The sequence below is a fragment of the Paenibacillus sp. FSL H7-0716 genome (assembly GCF_038002705.1).
GTDB lineage: Bacteria > Bacillota > Bacilli > Paenibacillales > Paenibacillaceae > Paenibacillus_AQ > Paenibacillus_AQ odorifer.
In genome coordinates this window covers 138,855-154,670 of sequence record NZ_JBBODA010000015.1, presented here as the reverse complement: position 1 = coordinate 154,670, position 15,816 = coordinate 138,855, and the positions used below count along the sequence as shown (strand labels likewise).

The 15,816-nt window shown below is 43.2% G+C and carries 21 protein-coding genes; 5 read left to right on the top strand and 16 right to left on the bottom strand.

The window, feature by feature from the left end; translation table 11 throughout:
* From MHH60_RS19480 to MHH60_RS19445, 8 genes are all read right to left on the bottom strand, one after another.
* Positions 1 to 210 (bottom strand): hypothetical protein (locus tag MHH60_RS19480; RefSeq protein ID WP_341161153.1); only part of this gene is annotated, 210 nt, incomplete at its 3' end.
* Complete coding sequence (locus MHH60_RS19475) at positions 211 to 2,202, bottom strand: ATP-binding protein (protein ID WP_076133692.1); 1,992 nt, start codon at positions 2,200 to 2,202, stop codon at positions 211 to 213.
* Positions 2,199 to 2,459, bottom strand: coding sequence for a hypothetical protein (locus tag MHH60_RS19470; RefSeq protein WP_076133693.1), 261 nt, complete (start codon positions 2,457 to 2,459; stop codon positions 2,199 to 2,201). The genes MHH60_RS19475 and MHH60_RS19470 overlap by 4 nt, the downstream gene beginning before the upstream one ends.
* A gap of 211 nt (positions 2,460 to 2,670) precedes the next feature.
* The gene (locus tag MHH60_RS19465; protein WP_076133694.1) at positions 2,671 to 2,934 is read right to left on the bottom strand and encodes a hypothetical protein; all 264 of its coding nucleotides are present in this window, start codon (positions 2,932 to 2,934) and stop codon (positions 2,671 to 2,673) included.
* Positions 2,931 to 3,194 (bottom strand): hypothetical protein, encoded by a 264-nt coding sequence (locus tag MHH60_RS19460; RefSeq protein WP_076133695.1) that lies wholly within the window; start codon positions 3,192 to 3,194, stop codon positions 2,931 to 2,933. Before MHH60_RS19460 ends, MHH60_RS19465 begins: the two co-directional genes overlap by 4 nt.
* 9 nt (positions 3,195 to 3,203) lie before the next feature.
* Positions 3,204 to 3,719 (bottom strand): transcriptional regulator, encoded by a 516-nt coding sequence (locus MHH60_RS19455; RefSeq protein WP_076133696.1) that lies wholly within the window; start codon positions 3,717 to 3,719, stop codon positions 3,204 to 3,206.
* Positions 3,720 to 3,848: 129 nt separating this feature from the next.
* Positions 3,849 to 4,172, bottom strand: coding sequence for a hypothetical protein (locus MHH60_RS19450; RefSeq protein ID WP_076133697.1), 324 nt, complete (start codon positions 4,170 to 4,172; stop codon positions 3,849 to 3,851).
* Positions 4,173 to 4,409, bottom strand: coding sequence for a helix-turn-helix transcriptional regulator (locus MHH60_RS19445; RefSeq protein WP_256715063.1), 237 nt, complete (start codon positions 4,407 to 4,409; stop codon positions 4,173 to 4,175).
* A gap of 145 nt (positions 4,410 to 4,554) precedes the next feature.
* Here MHH60_RS19445 and MHH60_RS19440 point away from each other — a divergent pair, with 145 nt between their 5' ends.
* Together MHH60_RS19440 and MHH60_RS19435 are read left to right on the top strand one after the other, a co-directional pair.
* Entirely contained in the window at positions 4,555 to 4,941 is a 387-nt protein-coding gene (locus MHH60_RS19440; RefSeq protein ID WP_076133699.1) for a helix-turn-helix domain-containing protein, read from the top strand.
* Positions 4,942 to 5,148: 207 nt separating this feature from the next.
* Complete coding sequence (locus MHH60_RS19435) at positions 5,149 to 5,394, top strand: helix-turn-helix domain-containing protein (protein ID WP_076133700.1); 246 nt, start codon at positions 5,149 to 5,151, stop codon at positions 5,392 to 5,394.
* A 188-nt stretch (positions 5,395 to 5,582) separates the two neighbouring features.
* Here the strand turns inward: MHH60_RS19435 and MHH60_RS19430 are convergent, their stop codons facing one another.
* Positions 5,583 to 5,915, bottom strand: a complete 333-nt coding sequence (locus MHH60_RS19430) for a LytTR family transcriptional regulator DNA-binding domain-containing protein (protein ID WP_076133701.1) — start codon at positions 5,913 to 5,915, stop codon at positions 5,583 to 5,585.
* Between the two features lie 102 nt (positions 5,916 to 6,017).
* Between MHH60_RS19430 and MHH60_RS19425 the strand changes: the two genes are divergently transcribed.
* Together MHH60_RS19425 and MHH60_RS19420 are read left to right on the top strand one after the other, a co-directional pair.
* Complete coding sequence (locus MHH60_RS19425) at positions 6,018 to 6,452, top strand: hypothetical protein (protein ID WP_076133702.1); 435 nt, start codon at positions 6,018 to 6,020, stop codon at positions 6,450 to 6,452.
* Between the two features lie 30 nt (positions 6,453 to 6,482).
* A complete protein-coding gene (locus MHH60_RS19420) occupies positions 6,483 to 7,721 on the top strand; it encodes a tyrosine-type recombinase/integrase (protein WP_076133703.1) in 1,239 nt (412 codons plus the stop codon).
* Between the two features lie 241 nt (positions 7,722 to 7,962).
* Here the strand turns inward: MHH60_RS19420 and gerQ are convergent, their stop codons facing one another.
* From gerQ to MHH60_RS19390, 6 genes are all read right to left on the bottom strand, one after another.
* Positions 7,963 to 8,427: a spore coat protein GerQ gene (gene gerQ, locus MHH60_RS19415; protein ID WP_036687556.1), complete on the bottom strand. Its 465-nt coding sequence runs from the start codon at positions 8,425 to 8,427 to the stop codon at positions 7,963 to 7,965.
* 144 nt (positions 8,428 to 8,571) lie between these two features.
* On the bottom strand, positions 8,572 to 9,003 hold the full coding sequence (locus MHH60_RS19410; protein ID WP_076133704.1) for a cell wall hydrolase: 432 nt from the start codon (positions 9,001 to 9,003) through the stop codon (positions 8,572 to 8,574).
* Positions 9,004 to 9,835: 832 nt separating this feature from the next.
* Positions 9,836 to 10,228 (bottom strand): DUF2500 domain-containing protein, encoded by a 393-nt coding sequence (locus MHH60_RS19405; RefSeq protein ID WP_036687780.1) that lies wholly within the window; start codon positions 10,226 to 10,228, stop codon positions 9,836 to 9,838.
* 194 nt (positions 10,229 to 10,422) lie between these two features.
* Entirely contained in the window at positions 10,423 to 10,599 is a 177-nt protein-coding gene (locus MHH60_RS19400; RefSeq protein WP_169744776.1) for a hypothetical protein, read from the bottom strand.
* A 223-nt stretch (positions 10,600 to 10,822) separates the two neighbouring features.
* A complete protein-coding gene (locus MHH60_RS19395; protein ID WP_038571444.1) occupies positions 10,823 to 12,112 on the bottom strand; it encodes a VPS10 domain-containing protein in 1,290 nt (429 codons plus the stop codon).
* Between the two features lie 30 nt (positions 12,113 to 12,142).
* Positions 12,143 to 13,525 (bottom strand): amino acid permease, encoded by a 1,383-nt coding sequence (locus MHH60_RS19390; protein WP_076133705.1) that lies wholly within the window; start codon positions 13,523 to 13,525, stop codon positions 12,143 to 12,145.
* A 172-nt stretch (positions 13,526 to 13,697) separates the two neighbouring features.
* Between MHH60_RS19390 and MHH60_RS19385 the strand changes: the two genes are divergently transcribed.
* Positions 13,698 to 14,621, top strand: coding sequence for an L-lactate dehydrogenase (locus MHH60_RS19385; RefSeq protein ID WP_036687562.1), 924 nt, complete (start codon positions 13,698 to 13,700; stop codon positions 14,619 to 14,621).
* Between the two features lie 191 nt (positions 14,622 to 14,812).
* Here MHH60_RS19385 and MHH60_RS19380 read toward each other — a convergent pair whose 3' ends face one another.
* Positions 14,813 to 15,784 (bottom strand): glycoside hydrolase family 113, encoded by a 972-nt coding sequence (locus MHH60_RS19380; protein ID WP_232061378.1) that lies wholly within the window; start codon positions 15,782 to 15,784, stop codon positions 14,813 to 14,815.
* Positions 15,785 to 15,816 lie beyond the last annotated feature (32 nt).

Here is a 15,816-nt window from a genome sequence, read left to right as displayed (position 1 = left end):
ACAACCAGTAACCAGTTCAGAAGCAGCTTTTTCAACAGTAATCCCCAATGACTCACGTCCATCGGATTTTCCCTTCCATACATAGCGACCAGGCTCATATATGTTCTGATTACATGACCAACAGCGGCCATTGTTTGGCGCGAAATGAGGAGCTTGGTGCTCCTCACAATACTTTTTCTGGGCATTAATGCTTTCCTGTACGTCGTACATTCAAATCGCCTCCTGTATGGCTGCCGTCTCAATGCGCAGCTTCTTATCTGCTTCACTAACGACTAATCGGATTACCTGAGCATCAGTTCCGATCAGCTGCGTCACTGCTTCGGCATTATCTACGAAGATTGGAGCAGAGAATCCGTAATGCTCACCTAGCGTATTGATGATGTCCAAACCGACATTGATTCGAGCCGCATTGTTGAGCCCACCATCATAAGGAACTCCCTTATACAGGGTGTCGCAGACTTCCTTGATCCCGCCGTTGATTTGATCCTCAAAGAGTCGGAACCGTGCGAGCTTGAATTTGCTGTTGATCTTAGCATCCAGCATGCTGACCTTGGTCTTAGTGAATTCTTCGCAGAGGAACAGTTCATGCTGCAGGTGTTCGTACTCTGCTGCAAGTTCACGCTCCTGTTTCTCTAACTCCATCACCCGCATTTCCGCCCGGCGGATACCATCGAATTTAGCAAGATCGCGTTCCAATTCTTCAATCTCAGCACGTTGCTGGCGAATTTCGGAACGAGCTATTGCAGCAGCATCTTCACCTGAAGTTCTCAATACTTCAATCTGCTGTTTAACTTGAGTAGCTTCAGCCTGCTTGCTCGCATATTCCAGATCTGAGGCAGGATCTTTGACACCTGCTCGAAGTACGGTTAGCTGCTCATCAGCGGATGCGACCTCAGCCTGCAGGGTTTGGAGGGTACTAGTCAAACCTTCGATTTTTTCCCGTAGCCGAATGATTTCCTGCTCGAATTTTTGAGCTTCTGCTACCGCCGCTTTACCGGAATTATTGATACGCTCCTTACGCTCCGCTAGCCGACGATTAAATTCTGCCTCTGCTTTGTCGTGAGCCGCCTTAATTTGATCTTCTGGGAGTGACTGACCACAGGCTGGGCAATTGGAATCATGACCTTCAGGATGTTCGAAGATAAGACTCTTCAGCTCAGCGAACTCTGTCCGCAGCCGTTCCGCTTCTTGCCTACGATTCACTGTTGAATGTTCATTCTGCTGGATGCGCTGCTGTTTATCCTCGATCTCACGACGATACCGATTGACCTCAATGTGCATCCGGTTCACTTCATCTCGCTTGAGCGCCAGTTTATCCAGCACATCAGAATGCATTCGGCTCTTGATGTCTATCAGTTCACTTTCAATCTCACGAAGCCGCTTTTCCTTAACTGCTACCTCACCACCTGAAAGAACCCGAGAAAGCTCGGCCTCCCCTGATTCCACCCGACTACGTAGGATCGCGATATCTTCCTTAAGGAGCTCTTCATCATCCAGTTCCGCAACATCCGGCATTTGACGCTGTACTTCACTAATCCGCACCGGAAGCTCCTTGATCTCCTTGTTAATCACAGAGCAACGAGAAGAAATAACCTTTTTATGTGACTCAAGGTTGCGATCTCCTAGGATACCTGGTAATGAAGAAAGTTCCTTGTTACCGTGAATGACCTCGGCGTCCGTAAGATCACCGCATACTTCCAACAATGTCTTCCGACGGTCTTCCTTCTTCAGTTGTTCATTGAAGTAAGAGGGACTAGTCAGAAGCTTGAACAGATCTTCTTTAATGATAGAATCCACTTCGGTGGTATACTCTCCTTTTTTCACAGGAACACCATCCAAGAAGTAATTCGTCTCGTGACCTTCAAAGGCGTCCGTCGCGGAACCTCGCTTCTTAGTCCACTTCTCGGAGTATACTCGGCGGAAAGTACGTCGACGCCCATCGATGAGGAATACTCCCTCGACCTCATGTTCCAGCTTGTGTTGTAGAACTTTACCAGCTCCATCTAAGCCCTTAATCTCGAAATCAGCCTTGTTTTGACTGTCCTTTCCGAATAAGAGCCAAACAAATCCGTCGAACATAGTGGTCTTTCCAGTAGCATTGTCACCATATACATCAGCGTCCCCGCCATTAGCGGCGAGGACAAGATTCTTTATTCCTTTGAAATTATTGAGCGTCAAGCGCTCCAGAACGATACGCTTCAAGCGATTCCCTCCTCGATTGCCATATTGCATTCGGCAGTTAGAATTAATTGCTGATTAGGTACTTCCGTGTAACGGATACTTTCCAGATAAGTGTGGATAGCATATTCGACTTCGGCCAGTTGATCTGGATCAGCATGTAGCTGAACGGTTCCGGTTTGCTGCCGGATGGATAGTACCAGTGGTGCGTAGTGCGTTGGCGGTACAATTTCAATTTCGATACTCTGCCCACTGATATGCGCAGAAAAGGCTGTTGACATTCCATTTCCTCCCTCTTGTGATGTTTAGCCTTTATCGTGTAAGATAAAGGCAGTGATAAAGCAATAACGCTATTCAGTTTTCAAAGAGCAAGGCGGCCCGTGCGAGGGGTCGCTTTTTTCATTTGATGCGTCAGCCGCATCTCCCAACACCAAACCGGAGGAAGGTTAATTCTAAGGTTCGATGCTGGGAGACAGAGGCCAAAGCCACTGCTCATTCAATTCTTGCTACTTCCAACATAATTGCTTCCTTAAAGTCTGCTGGTAACAATTCAATGACCTCCACCAACTGATCCCACTTCGCGGTTGACTTCACTTTGTTTTGGTAGTGTTGAAAAACAACTACCTGAGGATAGGTACTAGTTGGCTTCTGCCTCATTTCTTTCACAATATCTACAGCGGACCACCATTCCTGGCGACGTTTGATGTAAAGTTCTGCAAGGGCTTTAGTAAATTCAGATTTATCTTGCTCTGTCACGCGGCATCCCCCTTGCCTTTGCTGCGTTCATCGCGTAAAATGGACGAAACGAGATACTTTAAGCGAGTTCTCAACGAGGTCCGCCCTGCCAGGCGGGCTTTTTCTATTTCTGCCACGCGGATTACCATTAACAGATAGTCTTCTATGGATTCAAATTCCCCATGTTTCACCGCTTCCGGATTGCTCTGAATCACATTCAGGTTATGTGCCGCGATTCTTCCGGCTTCAACAACCTCTGCAACTAATTTGCTTCTATTCATACCAGCACCTCATTTCATGTATTGTTTGGCTTTCAAATCTGCACGATGTTCCTTCCAGGTCGACAACCAACTGAAGGAATACTCCTTACAAAGCACTGCAGCTAGATGGGTCAGCGCCGTAATTGCCTCTACCGTCTCCATCAGCAACCGCTTAATCTGTTTACGCTCAGTATCGTTAAGTTGCTTATTCGTCTTACTAATTGGCACTTGACCGGATGCTTCTAGGACTTCCTTTACTTCCTCAACTGTCTTGAAAAGTACGCTGGCTCTATGTAGATCAACATTGTCCAGCCAAGGAGCAGAAGCACCGCCAGTGACTTCCGCCGCGGCTGCCATATAGAGTTGACCGTCATCGTAATGCTCAACTGCTGCACTCATGACTGGCTTTGAAGCCTTACGGGTCCCTCTCGCAATTTTCCCTACTAATGAAGCATCTGCATGAACGATAAGTCCCGCCTTTTCCCTGGTATCACCTGAACGCTTTAATGCTTGTTCTAATGCTGGTCCGAATTGTCCGATTGCCAACTTTTGATCCTCTCCTTTGTCCGGTTTTGCGGGTTATATCGGACAGAGGCCTGATGTATGATGTTCTTAAGCAATTCCCCTTGCCGCATTCCCTGCCCGCCGCTGCCGATACAGCTCGGCGGGTTTTCTTTATCCGAATGCATGTCTGCGTCTTGCTATGAATTCTTCGCCAGCATTCTGATCGATCCATTCGGTATGTTTGTCGATCCACTGTAGTAACAATCCTGTTGGTATCCGAGGATTACCAAACTCACGATTCACTGGGAAGTCTGGACGTTTCATGACACTTGTAGCTGTTGGTCTACTGATGTCTAGAAGTTCCATGAACTGCACAATACTAAGTGCTGGAGGCAAAGATGTAGGGACTTGAACGGCATATGTTTCAATTGCGCGAGATACAGCTTTGTCGATCAATTGTTCTAATTCATCAATGCCAATCACGACTACGCCCATTTAGATCACCTCCTTGTTGACGTTCGTTTTACGAGCGTTATCATTAAAAAAAAGTTTGTCTGTACTCACTCCGAGCTTTTTCGAAAGTGATTGAGCTACTTTTAAAGAAGGGTCATATTCACCACGTTCTATATTAGCTAAGTAAGCTCTAGATATTCCAACGCCCGAAGCGAGTTCTTCCTGAGTCCAGCCTTTTCTTTTCCTTGCCTCAATAAGAATAACTCGTTTAAAGTTCAAATTCATCACCTCTTATCTGCTCGTTTATCGAACCTTATATACACAGTATATGTTCGCAATTCGATCTTGTCAACAGTTATTGTTCGTTTTATGAACGTTTATTTTACGAACATCCTAAGTTATTATTGAGACAGGTGGTGATGATGTGGCTTTGTTTAAAGAACGATTAAAAGAACTCCGATTAGAAAGGGGTTTAACTCAAGAACAATTAGCTGAACAAATGGATATTCCAGCCTCTTCAATACGACGCTTGGAAGTCTCAGATTCGATTCCACGAAGAGAGCGACTATTATCTTTTAGTACGTTTTTTGGAGAATCGATTGATTATTTAATGGGGAACACAAATGAGCGGCAAAGAGATAAAAAAGAAGAGAATAATTTTACTCCTACAGAAGAAGAACTATCGAGGGAAAGAACAGAGTATGTAATAAGGGAGCTCGTTAAAAAGTACAATATTGACTTAACTAACCCCCAGGACATTGAAACACTTGAGGACATGATTAAAATTGTTCATCGCAACTCTCAGAAATGATTGTTTCCTCGAGCTTTTCATGAATGAAAAAGTAAATCTCCTCAGGATCGAATGGTGACAACTGCTTGACGATTGACATTTTCTCTATAAACTCTTGATCCATAGTTTCACCTTCCTATTCTAGGAGGATTATTTATTCATATTAACATAGGAACTAATGTTCGTAAATGTTCCAAAAAAATAGTATATTTATAAGGTGGCAGTGCGATGGAACTTGTTCCCGTACGCTGTCGCATTCCCGAGTTACTGATCAGAATTAGGAGAAGCCAACCAGCGAACAATAAGATCAAGATTAACCAGCAGTGGCTTGCAGACAAAGTCGGTATCAGCAAACAGCAACTATCTGATTATATCCATTTGAGAGCTGATAATATGACGATGAAGCGTGCTGCGTTAATTGCCTATCATTTAGATTGTTTGGTTGATGACCTGTTTGAATGGGAATGGCGATAGCTGAGTGGCGATGCCGCTCTTGTGGAACAAGTACCGATATATCAGTACACTATTGCTTTTAATCACCTCCACACAAGTCCAGTGTCTCGCTTTAATAAATAGTTTAACAGATAATGCAGGAATATAATGTCGTAAAATGGCGAAGGAAAGCGCCCCCTAAACACCACTGAAGGGGTTGACTTATATGATTATATTTGCTTCATTACATAGGCATGTGTCCCATCTTTGAATATAATCAACGATCCATTATTTTCAATCGACTCTATCCTTTCAATCCTAGATTCCTGAACTAACGCCGTCCTCCCCATCAATATAAATCCTTGGTCTTTGTAAGCTTCCGCTGCTTCTGCAAGTAATTCGAGATCTTGATAAGAACCATCAGTAGTATGATATGCCAACGTAGAATTTGAATGTTTGGTTCGTTGCCATAAGTCTATGTAATTCACATCTTTGAGATCCACATCCATGCATTCAAGTTCGTCTGGCTTTTCTATTTGCAATTTCTTTAATCTTCTCTTCATGATGTCTCCCCTGTCGATTCTAGGTGTTTTATAATTTATGATACGACAAAGGGATATCCGATATCATTACATAAAATATTACATTCGATTAGAGGTAATTAAATGTCGCTGGATATGATTTTATGGCTCGACTACAAGGCCACGGAGAATCATTTTTTAGAGCAATTAAAATTAGTTGAAGTCAAGCCCTTCGAACTTCATTTTGTATATAACAAATTCATCAAGCTCTATTCAATGCATCTCATCCAACCAGATGCAGCTAAAAAGCTTATTTCTGTATGTTTAAAAGATATTGAACTCTTCCCCAAATTCAAAGAAGCATGGTTTGCTCGTAATCCGGACTATAATTTTATTCCAAACATTACTTCATTTCAGAAACTCGCTATCTTCTATGAGAACAAGGGGCGTTTTTATGAAGCGATTGACATCTGCCATGTCGCCATTGAGTATGGGGCCGAAGATAAAACAAAGGGCGGTTATACAACGCGTATACTGCGATTGGAGAAGAAACTAGAGAAACAACTGAGAGAGAATTAAGCAAAGGAAAATTTATAAGGGGGATCACACATGGCTAGCGTCTTCAAAATACCCGCAAAAAACAAACAAGGCTACAAGTGGAAGTGTGTTATGGAGGGTCCTCCTGATCCAGTGACAGGCAAACGCCAACAGGTACCGCGAGTGCGTGATACCCAGAAGGAAGCCATTGCGGCAGCTCAGGCTGTTGTGGATCGTATGAAGGGTGGAACGGATACTAAGCGAGCAAAGAAAATGAAATTCAATGAAGCTGCTGAAGAATGGCTACAAGATTATTTAGTGACCAGTGGAGTTAAGGGTAAAACTATCGAAGCTCATGTGTCCGACATTAATTTGTTGAATAAATATTATGGCAACGCACTAATCGATAAAATAACACATAGCCAACATCAAAAGATGCTTAACAACATGTTTACTGAAGGATACGAGATAACCTCCATCTATCGTTATCACTCAACTGCAAACTTAATTTTTAAATGGATCATAAAAGAAAACCTACGTGTCGATAACCCATGTCAAAACATTAAGATGCCTAAAAAACAACAGACAGTCTTAGAAGTGAAAAATAATGCCCTAGAAGAAAAGTATCTGGAGAGAAATGAAATCGAAGAGTTTTTAGAAGTATTACAAAACCATGGTCTAGGTGATGATCTGGAGACATTTTATTTTTTGCTATTTAGTGGAGTTCGTCCAGGAGAGTTTTGTGCATTAGACTGGCCAGATTTTAATTTTGAAACACATGATGTTCATATTTATAAAACACTACACTTCCCTCAAGGTGGTAACGGTGCTTATGAATTAACACCTCCAAAGACTACCGGATCCGTTCGTACCTTTGATGTGGATGAGTTCATCGTTGAGATGTTTAAGAAGTTAAAGACTAAACAGTCAGCTCGTCATAAAAGATACAAAGAGCTACATGATGATTTTGTAGAAACCCAATTTATATTGACCAATAACAACGGAACACCGTTTACAAATTGGAAGTTAGTTAACCGTATGGCTCGTCTAATGAAATTAACAAACATCAAGAAGCATGCAACACCTCATATTTTTCGTCATACACACATCACGATGTTGATAGAGGCAAGCATAGCTTCTGGCTCTCAGATTGATCTTAAAACGATTATGAAGCGTGTCGGTCACGATGATGCAAAAACAACACTAAAGATTTATACTCACGTGACGGAACGAATGATGCAGAGTAGTAGTGACAAGCTTAAAATTCACTTCCAGAACATATTAAATCACAAGGATCAGCAGGAAATGTGATTTTCCCGTGATTTCAAGATAAAAAATAGACTCATTATCCCTTTAAAACACTGGTAAATCAAGGATTATTGAGTCTAATACAATTTATTATATTAATATATTGGGGCAAACCGCAAGCATGCGTGTCCTTTCGAAAAAAAATGGGCGATGATTATCAAGATTATTCCATAAATTCATCACAAATAAAAAGAACTCCTAACCGTTTGGCGTTGGAGTTCTTCTCATCGAAGATGTATTAAATTTAGCGACAATTTCTCATCGTTGGAGGATTGCCAATAACACCTGGGTATTGGTAAGTAAGGGGCTCATCGAAGGTAGCATAATCAAAATAAATCATAAGTAAGACGGTGCGTTGGCCAGTCGCAGGGTCACTGATAATAATGTGGTCACGGCCTGCCGCTTCCAGCACACCCTTGTAAACTTTGGCATTCCAGTCTTTATTGTTCTCATAAGTAAAATAAAACGTACCTACTTTTCCTAAATTCAGGCGGAAAATATTCTCAATGTAGGATTGTTCGAACGTTTGTGGTGGATTCTGAACTACTACTCCCCCTGGAGTCATTGGACTGCCACTGCTTACTTGGGGTGGCATGCTGCCCATGCCTTGCATTCCTGATGACATCGGCATTCCGGAAGACATTGGCATACCTGAAGAAGAGACACTACCGATGGTATAAGTTACGGGGCGGTAAGGTTGAACGATCATTTACTGAAACCTCCTAAATGTTTATCAGAGCATAAGCTCCTTTGGACACTAATGAACATCACATTCGCACACAATTGAAATCACACTTACTTTCTGTGAGAATTACTCATTTTATTGAGTAATTCTCTTTGCACAGTTACCATGCTAATTGCCGATAAATACAGAAGGGCAATCTTCTCCGGTCGGAGTAAAGAAGCAATGGGCTTTGAAGCGGCCAGTGTTTTGTTGGTTATACCAGGTTGCAGGACAATCACCTGCGGGTCTGAAGAACCACAAAGCATTGGTAGCTGGCCAGGTTCTTTCACCAGCAATTACACGTTTGGCTAGACGGATATCTGCTTCTCTGGCTCGCTGGTAGAAGTAACCCTTCTGCGGCGCTTCGAAACCTCCAGGACTTTGATAGACCATATCATTCACATTCCGAATGTTATTAAAGTCTAAGCAATTGCCAAGAATCCGGTTGACGCCAACATTGCCGACCATGAGCATGCCGAGATCTCCATCTTCCTCAGCTTCCGCTCTCATCAACCGCGCCAGCACCCTCACATCTTCCGAGTTCGTTTTGATGACGGCCACGCTGTCTCCTCCTTGGGGTCACTTCTTGTAGCAACCTCGTTCTTAACTGCATGCTGTATAGTATGTGCATTCGCCTAAGAGGTGACAGTTCCCGCCTATTTTTTAGAGTAGGGATATTTCCTTTTAACCACTCAACAAATCCCCCTTTATCGACACTCTAAGCTGCGTTTGTCCAATTACATTTGCGCTTCAGCACCTGAGTCGGGGGCGGCGTTAGCGTCAGTGCCAGCATTAGAGTCGTCTTCGGTGTTAGCGTCGATGTCCTTGTTAACGACAGCTTTAGCATTAGAGTCGACGTCGGTGTTAGCGTCGAATCGGTGCTGGAATCAGTGTCGGGGTTAGCAACAACGTCAATGTCAGCATTGATGTCCAGGTCAGCGTCGATGTCCAGGTCAGCCTTGGTTTCCTTGTAGCAATAGCTCCAACGTCAGCACCCGCTCAGAAGGCGCTATCGGTCACAGCTGACCTTATTCGCGATATTAATCCGCTTTTGGGATTCTATCGGACCCTAAAGCCCCTATTGGCCTGCAAAGCACCGATTATAAGCCTCTTTCTAATGAATAGCTGCATTGGAGTCCGAAACTAGGCTCAAAAGACTAAAAATTTGCAAATAACGTCATCTGTGTCCGCAAGGTGAGAGGGTAATGAAGATCTGACACTTAATAAATAATCGCACCTACTGTGAACTTTGAGAGCTACAGGGTCAATGGGCTACGGGATCAGTGAGCTTTGAGAGCTACAGGGTCAGTGAGCTTGAATGATATGAATGTTACACGCAAAACAGCGATCCATCATGAACATGAGGATCGCTGTTTTGAATTCATACAAATGACTACTCCGCAGTTGAGTATTGTGGCTGTCGTTGGAATCCATGATATCGGGTTCCTTGATAAGTAAGCATTCCTCTATCGCCTTCTGCACTCAAGCCATATTCATGGCCATCTACTTTAAATTCCATGCGACTACCGCCCTCCAGCTCGTACGTTAAATAGTAAGTCGTACTTGTACGAGTTGAGCCATTCTCTTCCTGAAGCTGCTGCTGTCGTACTTCAGTCCGTTTGCTAACGATATGTGCAGGGATTGTTAGTATGGGGGAGCCATTGTTCCTGCCCCATTGAAGCAAGCCCCTGCCTGCTGATATAGCAAGAATACCAATCATAACAACGATAAAGATCGGCATCACCGTTCCGGCAAAATCAAACATCCATGAAAGATCCGGGCCCATTCCCATGACAGTTTCCCCCTTCTTCCTCTTGTAATTCAGCCTAATTGCTGCGTTCTGGGTACTTCTGTACATGTATATGCCTCATCTAGTCCAGAAAGCATTAAATAAGTGAGACTAGATGCAAAAAAGACCACTTCGTTTTCTTAGAAATCAAGAATTCGAGTGGTCTCTATACAGAGTTTTCAGTTATTAAATTAAGCATGAACTAGGTCTAGCAATTTCTTAGTTTCGTCTGTCTGATCATCTAACATTCCATTTTCAGCCCAGCAAGCTCTGCATTGTTCTTCAGTTTCACAAAGATGAGCGTCATCACAGTTGTAGCAAAGTTGCAAAAGGTTTCTTGTCATATAATCTGTTTCGAATGTTTTCATTGTAATCTCTCCTATTCGATGTCTGGGTTTGTGAAAATTTGAACTTGTTTTCTATGTGTTAAATATATCACAGGATTCTTTAAATGTCATGTGATTTTTTTCACATTTATAAAGAAAATTTTAAATAAGTTTTTTCCTTATATTCAATCATTCACAAACAACAATAAACCCCCACTCTGCTAACAACAAAAGAACCTACCAACAGGCAGGTTCTTTTTCCTTATTACATTACGCGCCAGCTGATACCACCATTCGTAGTCTGTAACAGTATCGAGCGCTTGTCCTCTTTTTTCTCAATCAAAAGCCACCCCACCTCAGTGGAAAAAAACTGCAGCTTTACAATCTCCGGATATTCCAGAAGCTTAGATCGCAGTACACTGCTCTCTTTAAGAGGTAACCACGTAACTCCTTGATCCACCGTATGGTAAAGGGTGTCGCCAAGTATGGTCCAACCGATCTGTGAGTTTAAGAACGTCGGAGCAATTTGACGATTGACACCAGCTTGTGCGTTCAATCCAAAGGATGCAAATTTCCAGTTAGCTCCACCGTTAGCCGTAAAATATCCATGGTAGGCGATTGTTTTTTCTTTATCCTTTTGGCAGCCAACAGACATCCAACCAGTAGACTTACTGGCATCAAAGAACTCCGGTTTGCCCGTAATTACTCGGTCACAATCCTCTAAACGTTCGTTAACCAGAAAAGCTGGCCCGAGGGTCCAGCTCTTACCGCCATCTTTTGTCATAAAGATTTTGGGAAGAGCACCTGTCTGCATTGTCACAAATCCATGTGTACTATTGCGAAAAATCATTCCAGTGGTAACGCCGGCAAACGGTATCGAATCATTAGGGAAATTCGGATTGTATTGCTCATTCTGCATCACTTCTTCCCAAGTGGCCCCACCGTCTGTCGTTGAAAAAAGTGCCTTGTTCTCTTTATTGGAAGAAGCGTTCCATGAGGTCATCAGCCAACCCTTTCTGGGTGAGTTGAAATATACAGAGGATACTGTATTCACATCTCCTAAAGATGAGATTTTCCAGCTTTGGCCGCCATCTGTGGTTCGCAGCACAATCGTCTCTGTCGAGCCAAAAGCACTTCTTATAATCCAACCATGAGATGGATCCGTGAAGAAAATCCCCTTCCCATACACAGGATTGGAGAGGAACTGCACATTTGGTGCTGGTGAAATATTAGCCCAAGTTGCTCCGTTATCCCTGGTCAAGTACAACCGAAGTTCGTTTTTGGTAACCCCCCAGGCCAGACCCTCACTTTCACTAAGCAGCTGAAAATCTGTAAGACGAGTCTGAATTTGATATTTCGGAGCGCTATCATTGTCAATATGATTGGCGTCTGGAGTAATCAGGGTTATCGTCTGTCCTTCTTCAGGTGCCTCTGTCGGCTGGGGCTGCTGAGTAGGTTCAGGGGGAGGAGATGAACAAGCCGTGACCACCCACGCTAACAAAATCAGCATCAATATTAATCTTATTCCCTTCAATCCAGCAATCTTAGATGCCAATAACCTCTCTCCTCTCGGATGGATTGAATCTTATTTATGATTCAAATTACTATTACGATAGCCATATAACGCATAGATTAGAAGTCCAACAACTGTCCAAATTAGAAAACCAATCCAAGTCTCACTTCCTAGATTATATATCAAAATACCACAAGTTGCCGCACTTAACAGCGGAATGAAAGGTACCCAAGGAACTCTGAACCCTCTTTTTAAATCCGGGTGAATATATCTAAGCGCGATTACCCCTAAAGACACTACAAAAAAGGCAAACAATGTTCCTATGCTTGTCAGATTTGCCAACCGGTCCAGTGGGATGAAACCCGTTAACACAGCTATTAAGATACCTACCATCCATGTGCTTCGTACAGGTACCTGTGTTTTAGCATTAATCTTAGATAAACTTATGGGCAGTAGACCATCACGTGAGATGGCAAATAACAGCCGGGTTTGACCGAATAACATCACCAGCAGTACCGTAGTCATACCCGCAATGGCTCCAACAGAGATCAGACCGGCAATCATATCCTGATTTACGAAGCGAAGCGCATAAGAAACAGGATCACTAACATTGAGATCAGTATATGGAACAATACCTGTTAATACGAGTGAAACAAGAACGTACAAGACGGTACAGATAGCAAGGGATGAAATAATTCCAATCGGCAGATCACGTTGGGGTCTTTTCACCTCTTCAGCTGCGGTTGCTAGCGCATCAAAACCTATGTAGGCAAAAAACACTGTGGCTGCGCCATTGATCACGCCATGGTACCCAAATGGGAGAAATGGAGTCCAATTCTCTGGCTTCACATAGAAAAATCCTGTTACGATAAATAGAAGCACCACTGCTATTTTGATAAAGACCATGATGGCGTTAAAGCGTGCCGTTTCTTTCGTTCCCCGAGTCAGTAAATAGGAAATTAACAAAATGATGATTACTGCAGGCAGATTTATTATTGTACCCGCTTCCGCATTATAAGCCCCCGATAGTGCGGTTGGGAGATGTATCCCAAAGCCCTCTAATAACCCCTGAAAATACCCTGACCAGCCACTGCTTACAGCCGCTGCGGCAACTCCGTATTCCAAGACAAGATCCCAGCCTAAGATCCAAGCTAATAGTTCTCCAAAGGCTACATAACTATAAGCATAAGCACTCCCGGAAACAGGGATGGTCGAAGCAAATTCCGAATAACATAATGCCGAGAGCACACAGGCAAACGCCGCTAGTAAAAAAGAAATTATAAGACCAGGGCCTGCATGTTCAGCTGCGGCAACTCCTGTCATTACAAAAATACCTGTGCCGATAATGGCTCCTACCCCAAGCATTGTTAGATCCAGGGCACCCAACGTCTTGTTTAACTGCGTCCCCTCAGAACTTGTGGGTATGTGTAGAGCCTTTTTACGAAATAAATCCATCCTTACATTCTCTCCTGTCTAGTCTTGCTAAGATAATGAAATAAAAATCACATTTTAGTATGGCCTTAATTAGGGTAATGCATTAAATAAGATCAGCTTGAAAACACTACCGTTAACGATTATGATGGACAAGATTGAAACCAAAAATTTGAAATATTAAGGAGATGGAGACATGGCCCCCCCAAAACCCAATCGGGTCGTAGTTATTGGTACTGGAGCAGTTGGTACAACTACAGCCTATACATTATTGTTACGTAGACGTATGCCCGAACTCGTACTTATTGACGTTAATCATCAGAAAGCACTTGGCGAAGCACTGGATATGAATCACGGCATGCCTTTTGTCGGTGGTGTGAAGTTATGGGCTGGTACTTATGAAGACTGCCGTGAAGCAGATATCATTATAGTAACTGCCGGTGCATCACAAAAACCGGGAGAAACCCGGATAGATCTGCTTCGTAAAAATATTTCGATTTTTAAAGATATCATTGAAAAAATTACAAAGTATAACCAACATGCCATTCTACTTATTGCGACTAACCCTGTAGATATTCTGTCTTACGCGACTTTGAAAATAAGCGGGTTTGACCGCAGACGTGTAATTGGTTCTGGTACGGTACTTGATAGTGCTCGTTTTCGCTATTTGATCGGTCTTCACAAAGAAATCGATCCTCGCAGTATTCACGGACAGATCATCGGTGAACATGGAGATTCAGAGCTTCCGGTTTGGAGTCTTGCGAATGTAGCTGGGATTGATCTTGGTTTTGACGAAGCAGAACGCGAAGAAATCTTCCAAGATACCAAGAATGCAGCCTATGAAATTATTGATGCCAAAGGCTCAACCTCTTATGCAATAGCTCTTGCACTGGACCGAATTGTAGTCTCCATTCTTCATAATGAAGGCGCCGTGTTGAATGTTTCTACTTTATTAAACAACTATAACGGGGTTTCGGATGTCTACCTCGGCGCACCTTGCGTAGTAGATCGCTCGGGTGTTCGACAGGTGCTGGACCTCCCACTCAATGAAACCGAACAGGCTTTATTCCAGAAATCCGCTGAGAAGCTAAAAGCAGAAATAGCTAAGCTAGAATTGTAAGCGAATATGGCTGAGAACAGCCCTTTTTGACTACAAAAGACACAAGAAACCGTCCTTTTTATACGTGGAGCGTTGCCTCCACTATGAAAAGGACGGTTTTTAATATAACACGAATTAACTTAGCCTGCCAATGACAAAAAGATCCTTTAGCAGGCCAGGCTCACCTGAAATTCCGGATCTTTTTTATCAATTTATTTAGTGATGGGTTGCTTATAATATTCTTTGAGAACTTGTTCGGCTTTTTTGCCATAAATATCAAAACCACGGTCAATGGAAGCCTCTTCCAAGGCATATAATTTCGTGCTCCAGTCCCACCAGAAGTAGCCGGCAAACCAAGGTTCATTCCAGAATGCTTCCAGCGCTGACCGATAGAAGTTAGCCTGTTCATCTTCTGAATACGGTAAGTCTGTGTATGTAAAGTCCCATGGCATGGTGGCACATCCATGCGCACTTCGGCATCCAATCTCGATGAATACGAGAGGCTTGCCAAATCGCTCAGAAAGTGACTTAAGCCGCGGTTTCTGCTGCTCCCAACCAGCCAGCATATTCTCATAAGAATCTCCCGGCACGGAAGCTACCGGATAATAAGCGCTGGTTCCGATAAAATCCACCTCATCCAGCCATTCGATTCCTTCTTCTTTGCCATGATTGGCATTATAAATGATCGGCCCTGTATAAAGATTGGTGACCTCTTGAATCAATTGTCTCCATTCCGCAGTTCTAGACTCTGTGCCTACCATTTCGCAGCCGATACAGAACATCTCACATTCAAGCTCCTCCGCTAACTCTGCGTAGTGTTTAATGAAATTTGTATAAGAACGGAACCATGCTGCCCAATAAACCTCTCCCTCTTCCGGAAATCCAATCCTTGCTCTCCAAATGCCATCTCTCGAATTCACAACCGGTTTAAGACAAACTTTAAGACCAAGCTGTTTTGCCAGTTGTACTGCATGTGCGAGATCACGATCTGTCACCGTGTAACCGTAATCATAATGGATTTCTGTTGAATGCACTGTGTCTTGCCATGTCCAAAAAGATAAGGCGATCCATTCGCTTCCTGTCTCCGCCAGCTTTCTCATCGAATCTTCTGCATATTCTGTGCGGTATTCGCCTCGTTTTGATCCCCAGCCATAAGTCATGCCTTTTAGAAATACATCCTCCACGATTAGGACCTCCTATAAAAAACTCTTAATAA

Excerpts from the sequence above, each read along its gene's own strand:
- MHH60_RS19470 (WP_076133693.1), bottom strand. The coding sequence starts at position 2,459 with ATGTCAACAGCCTTTTCTGCGCATATCAGTGGGCAGAGTATCGAAATT.
- MHH60_RS19460 (WP_076133695.1), bottom strand. The coding sequence starts at position 3,194 with ATGAATAGAAGCAAATTAGTTGCAGAGGTTGTTGAAGCCGGAAGAATC.
- MHH60_RS19450 (WP_076133697.1), bottom strand. The coding sequence starts at position 4,172 with ATGGGCGTAGTCGTGATTGGCATTGATGAATTAGAACAATTGATCGAC.
- MHH60_RS19435 (WP_076133700.1), top strand. The coding sequence starts at position 5,149 with ATGGAACTTGTTCCCGTACGCTGTCGCATTCCCGAGTTACTGATCAGA.
- MHH60_RS19430 (WP_076133701.1), bottom strand. The coding sequence starts at position 5,915 with ATGAAGAGAAGATTAAAGAAATTGCAAATAGAAAAGCCAGACGAACTT.
- MHH60_RS19425 (WP_076133702.1), top strand. The coding sequence starts at position 6,018 with ATGTCGCTGGATATGATTTTATGGCTCGACTACAAGGCCACGGAGAAT.
- MHH60_RS19420 (WP_076133703.1), top strand. The coding sequence starts at position 6,483 with ATGGCTAGCGTCTTCAAAATACCCGCAAAAAACAAACAAGGCTACAAG.
- gerQ (WP_036687556.1), bottom strand. The coding sequence starts at position 8,427 with ATGATCGTTCAACCTTACCGCCCCGTAACTTATACCATCGGTAGTGTC.
- MHH60_RS19405 (WP_036687780.1), bottom strand. The coding sequence starts at position 10,228 with ATGGGCCCGGATCTTTCATGGATGTTTGATTTTGCCGGAACGGTGATG.
- MHH60_RS19400 (WP_169744776.1), bottom strand. The coding sequence starts at position 10,599 with ATGAAAACATTCGAAACAGATTATATGACAAGAAACCTTTTGCAACTT.
- MHH60_RS19390 (WP_076133705.1), bottom strand. The coding sequence starts at position 13,525 with ATGGATTTATTTCGTAAAAAGGCTCTACACATACCCACAAGTTCTGAG.
- MHH60_RS19385 (WP_036687562.1), top strand. The coding sequence starts at position 13,698 with ATGGCCCCCCCAAAACCCAATCGGGTCGTAGTTATTGGTACTGGAGCA.